Origin of the sequence: Psychrobacter sp. TB20-MNA-CIBAN-0197 (assembly GCF_040309765.1) — a bacterium.
Lineage (GTDB): Bacteria > Pseudomonadota > Gammaproteobacteria > Pseudomonadales > Moraxellaceae > Psychrobacter > Psychrobacter submarinus.
Map to the genome: position 1 here is coordinate 1 of NZ_JBEOPC010000990.1, position 255 is coordinate 255.

1 pseudogene is annotated in these 255 nt (G+C 60.8%); it reads left to right on the plus strand.

Features of this window, described 5'->3' with window-relative positions:
* Positions 1–255: pseudogene (locus AAEY83_RS16855) on the plus strand (GlxA family transcriptional regulator); the annotation flags it as partial.

Here is a 255-nt window from a genome sequence, read left to right on the forward strand (position 1 = left end):
ATCCACAGCTCAGCGTCACCCAAGAACTGTTTGAGATCGACCGCCGGCGGATCACCTCGGCGGGAGGTACGGCCTCGATTGATCTGATGCTCGACCTGATCGCCCAGGCCCACGGCCCGCAACTGGCGATTCAGGTCAGCGAGCAGTTTGTGCTCGGGCGCATACGCCCGCGCAAGGATCACCAGCGCATGGAAGTCGCCACGCGTTACGGGATCAACAACAAGAAACTGGTGCAGGTGATCGGCGAAATGGAAC